Raw genomic sequence first — 4,349 nt, forward strand, 5'->3', positions numbered from 1 at the left:
GGCGGGGATAGCGGGTTTCGGGACTGACCAGCGGGGCCGGCGCATCCGCCACGGGCGCGGATGCCGCCGCCGCATCGTGGGGGACTGCGGCGGTGGCCGTCACAAGCCCCGCCGCCATCCCCTGCAGGACGGTGCGGCGGGAGGACGGCGGCGTCCCGATATCATCGGCCATGATGGGTTTCTCCTGCTGCTGTTGCTGCATGATCACACCATCCATAACAGGCCCGGCCGCAACGGGTTTCCCCCGCAATCCGTCAGGGGCGTATTGAACGCGTCATCCAGAAGTTTTTGGGTGCCGCTTTTTTTGAAAAAGGCGGCGTCTTCTGAAGCTTTTTGAAAAAAGCTTCACCAAAAACTTTTATTACTTATCAATGTCTTGTTACGAAGTGTTTTTACGGCAGGGCCGCGATACCGGTCATTTCCACGCGCCAGCGCGGGTCCGCAAGGCGGGCTTCCACCGTGGCGCGGGCGGGCTTGTTCGCCGTGTCCAGCCACGCATCCCACGCCCGGTTCATCGCGGCCATGTCGCCCATGTCAGCAAGGAAGATCTGCATGGAGATCAGGCGGCTCTTGTCCGTCCCGGCCTCCGCCAGCAGCGCATCCACCTGCCGCAGGATGTCGGCGGTCTGCGCTTCGGCATCGACGGTGGGGTCATCGGCGACCTGCCCGGCAAGGTGAACCAGTCCGTTATGCACAACCGCCCCGGTCAGGCGCGCTTCGGGTTGCAGGCGTTTGATCGACATATGATATCCTCCTCAAACTTTTACGAATAAAAGTTTTTGGTGAAGCTTTTTTCAAAAAGCTTCGAAAGACGCCGCCTTTATCAAAAAGACGAACCCAAAAACTTTCAATTATATCAATACGTTATTCCGAAACCCACTCTACACCCCACGCGGCCGCGACATTTCATACAGGGCAACGGCGGCGGCGTTGGAGACGTTGAGGCTTTCCATGTCGCCCGTCATCGCAAGGCCCGCGATCTCGTCACAATGTTCGCGCGTCAGGCGGCGCAGGCCCGCGCCCTCCGCCCCCAGCACAAGGGCGACGCGGCGCTGGCGGAAGGACGCACCATCAAGGATGCCGCCCCCTGCATCCAGCCCCACCGTCCACATGCCATGGGATTTCAGCGCGTCGATCGTGCGTGACAGGTTGACCACCCGCACCAGCGGCACGACCTCCAGCGCGCCGGACGCGGCCTTGGCCAGCGCGCCGGTTTCCTCCGGCGCGTTGCGGTCCTGCACAATGACCGCCGCCGCACCGAATGCCGCCGCCGAGCGCAGGATCGCGCCAATGTTGCGCGGGTCCGTCACCTGGTCGAGCAGCAGGACCGGGCCGGGGCGTTCGACAATATCCTCCAGCGCGGGCGTCTCCAGCAGGTCCGCCAGCAGCGCGACGCCCTGATGCACGGCATCACGACCACAGATGGCGTCAATGCGCGCGCGGTCCACCCGCTGCGGCTGGATCGGCAGGCTGCCGCCCATGCGCTCTTCCAGCGCGGCCTGGGCCTCTGCCGTGGTCAGGAGTTGGCGCAGGCGGCGGCGCGGGTTCGACAGCGCGGCCATCACCGCGTGCGTGCCATACAGCCAGCATGTGCCACGCGGCGCGACCTCTGCCCGGCCGCGTTCCTGCCCCCCACGCTCAGGCGCGGGCCTGCGCCCGCGGGGCGGTGGCGCGGCGGCGGCAGGGGGGGACGAATCGGCCGGCCCCACGGGACGGCCCGGACGACGACGGGAAGGACGCATGTTCATGCGTGCGGTTTTAGGCATAAGCTGCCCGCGCGTCATCCGTAATTCTTGCAGCTTTTTGGTCGCAGGCATTGACACCCCGACAACGAATGATTATCACCCCCGTCAACCCGGAGGGATGCCCGAGTGGCTAAAGGGGGCGGACTGTAAATCCGCTGGCGTACGCCTACGTTGGTTCGAATCCAACTCCCTCCACCAGGGCCTTTTTTCCAGACATTACGGATATGTTGCAAAACGCTGGTTTTCCGGCGTTTTCCGTGTTTTCCCCGTCTCGATTGTTCCCCATTTGTATCATCCAGCCCCAGCAAACTGCGGGTAAGTCGCGGGTATGAGGGGAATCGGCATGCCGGGGGAGAGGGGCCGCGATGCGGAGTCCTCCGGGCAGGCGGCTGCCACGCGGGACACCATGGTCCTTCTGCCGCCGCCCAACAACATACTGAAATAGTAAAAGTTTTTGGTGAAGCTTTTTCCAGAAAGCTTCAGGAAACGTCGCCCCCAATCGACAAAGGCAACATCCAGAAACCCTTGTCATTTTTACCAGCAATCCCTGTCAAACAGTGCCCCACAGGACTTCGCGCCACACCATGTAATGGGAGGACCCATTGCAGTGACCGGAGGGCTGCGCCGCGCATGAATACCATTGGCCGTGGCGATGCCGGTGTCATGAGGACTCCGCACAGGGGATAATTTCTAATAGTTTATTTATGTAATTATGTTTTTAATTAAATAGGCAGAAGATTATGCATTTTACCCCTACCATTTCTGGTAGGTGCGACAGGATACCTTTTGCCATACGGTATATTCGTGAACTTAAGAGTTAGTAACGATTTTGCAGAATAAACTGCATACTTCGCCTTCATACCAATTTTACAAAATACAGATGGTAATATTACAATGCGTCTGACCCTTTATACCGACTACGCATTGCGTGCGCTGCTCTATCTTGGGGCACGGCCCGAAACCCGTGTCTCCATCCGTGACATTGCGCATACTTACAATATTTCCGAGAACCACCTGGTCAAGGTGGTGCACAAGCTTGGCCGTGGCGGATTCATCATGACCAAGCGCGGGCGTAATGGCGGACTGCTGCTGGCACGCGCGCCAAAGGACATCCGCATCGGGGATATCGTGCGCTATACGGAAGAAGACCTGGCGATCGTTTCATGCAATATGGAAAAAGGCTCGTGCCGGCTGGCGGGCGCATGCCGGTTGCAGGACCTGATGGGCGAGGCCCTGGCCGCGTTCATGAGTGTGCTTGACCGGCGCACGCTGGCCGATATCATGACCCATCCGAAACTGATCCAGACCCTGCAGATGCTCGTGCCTGCCGCCACGCCGGGACCGCGGGTGCACGAACATGGTTACGAAAATTATGACCGCAACCCCACCTTCGCCTGAAACGCAGGCCCTGATACAGTCCTGACGCTTTCCTCCTGATACCGCCTTTTCATTGAAAAGGCGGTATTTTCCTGCGACCTTGCCGATATTTCACAAATGCCCCCGCTGAATACCCTGCCCGCCCCGCGCGGGACGGGAACTGTTGCCTGCGCCATGCGATATCCCACACAGGGATGACCGACAGACAGGCCGCAACAGGACCGGGAGGTTTGCCAATGGCGTGGATGTGCAAGAAACAGGCCATGCCTGGCATGCTTTTGCTCCTGTCACTCGCTGCGGTCCTGCCGCTTGCGGGATGTGGGGATGGCGAAACCCACAACCATACCGTTGTCGTCGTCCCGCAGGGGTCAAGGGTCGTCTGTACCGACGGGTCGAATCCCCCCTGCCCGCCCGATGACTGAACACACGCCACATCCGCCCCTTCCCTCCTGCGGGACATCACGCCATGCCGCGCGTATTCCTTGCCATCGCCCTGCTGTCATGCCTGCCCCTGCTGACGGGCGCGGATCTGGCACGGGCGCAAAAACACCCCGATGACCGCAGCGTGGACCGACCGGGGGACAATTCCCCTTCCGCGCTGGAACGGACCCAGCCCTATGCCCGGCGGACGGAGCCGCTGCCATCGCACCCCACCCATCCCCTGCCCCGCCTGCCGGCCACCCCGCACGCGCCTGCGACACCGCAGGCACCCCCCGCACCGGAAGCGCCATGAGGGGACCTGGCCTCTACAGGCCGGTGCCGGTCACAGGTTCCTGGTAAATTTTTTCCAAAAATCTTCGACAAAAACAGCATTTTCTGAAAAGCGCCTCCTCCATGGACTTTCATTGCGCCCGCGAATCCGCTGCGCGACATCATTACGGAACCGGTCATGTGTGGCTTTTGCATCACGCCTGACGAGAGGAAAGAAGATCACCCGCATCCCGGTGTTGTTATGATATAACGTACTGTGTAAGGTCCGTCGCCTGACGACAAAAGCCCTCGACCATCCTTCAGCACAGGCCCTTACATGCTCCCAGCCCCGCGCCTCTTTTCCCTGCTGTCATTTCCCTGCCTGCTGATCGGCACGACCTGCCTGTCGATGCTGCCCGCAGGTCCTGCCGCGCACGCGGCAGGCGTCACCCCCACGACCGGCACGACGACTACCGACAGCACGGCAAAGGACGCCCGCTCCACCTTCACCGGTGGAGAGCAGTCCCCCCCCGCGCC

At 61.0% G+C, this 4,349-nt stretch carries 6 protein-coding genes and 1 tRNA gene; 5 read left to right on the top strand and 2 right to left on the bottom strand.

What is annotated here, in order from left to right; all coding sequences use genetic code 11:
- Positions 1-392: 392 nt before the first annotated feature.
- Together KMAL_RS16135 and rlmB are read right to left on the bottom strand one after the other, a co-directional pair.
- Positions 393-743 (bottom strand): RidA family protein, encoded by a 351-nt coding sequence (locus KMAL_RS16135; RefSeq protein ID WP_110096486.1) that lies wholly within the window; start codon positions 741-743, stop codon positions 393-395.
- A 138-nt stretch (positions 744-881) separates the two neighbouring features.
- The gene (rlmB, locus tag KMAL_RS16140; protein ID WP_408887940.1) at positions 882-1,748 is read right to left on the bottom strand and encodes a 23S rRNA (guanosine(2251)-2'-O)-methyltransferase RlmB; all 867 of its coding nucleotides are present in this window, start codon (positions 1,746-1,748) and stop codon (positions 882-884) included.
- A gap of 109 nt (positions 1,749-1,857) precedes the next feature.
- On the opposite strand from rlmB, the gene KMAL_RS16145 reads away from it, so the two are divergent.
- The 5 genes from KMAL_RS16145 to KMAL_RS17055 all read left to right on the top strand — a co-directional run.
- Positions 1,858-1,943: transfer RNA gene (locus tag KMAL_RS16145), tRNA-Tyr, on the top strand.
- 696 nt (positions 1,944-2,639) lie between these two features.
- On the top strand, positions 2,640-3,143 hold the full coding sequence (locus KMAL_RS16150; RefSeq protein WP_110096487.1) for an RrF2 family transcriptional regulator: 504 nt from the start codon (positions 2,640-2,642) through the stop codon (positions 3,141-3,143).
- Positions 3,144-3,385: 242 nt separating this feature from the next.
- Positions 3,386-3,544 carry a hypothetical protein gene (locus KMAL_RS17395; protein WP_167400079.1) on the top strand — a complete coding sequence of 53 codons (159 nt, stop codon included), beginning with the start codon at positions 3,386-3,388 and terminating at the stop codon, positions 3,542-3,544.
- 44 nt (positions 3,545-3,588) lie between these two features.
- Positions 3,589-3,855: a hypothetical protein gene (locus KMAL_RS16160; RefSeq protein WP_110096489.1), complete on the top strand. Its 267-nt coding sequence runs from the start codon at positions 3,589-3,591 to the stop codon at positions 3,853-3,855.
- 294 nt (positions 3,856-4,149) lie between these two features.
- Positions 4,150-4,349 (top strand): hypothetical protein (locus tag KMAL_RS17055; protein WP_219811429.1); only part of this gene is annotated, 200 nt, incomplete at its 3' end.

It is taken from the genome of Novacetimonas maltaceti (genome assembly GCF_002906255.1).
GTDB lineage: Bacteria > Pseudomonadota > Alphaproteobacteria > Acetobacterales > Acetobacteraceae > Novacetimonas > Novacetimonas maltaceti.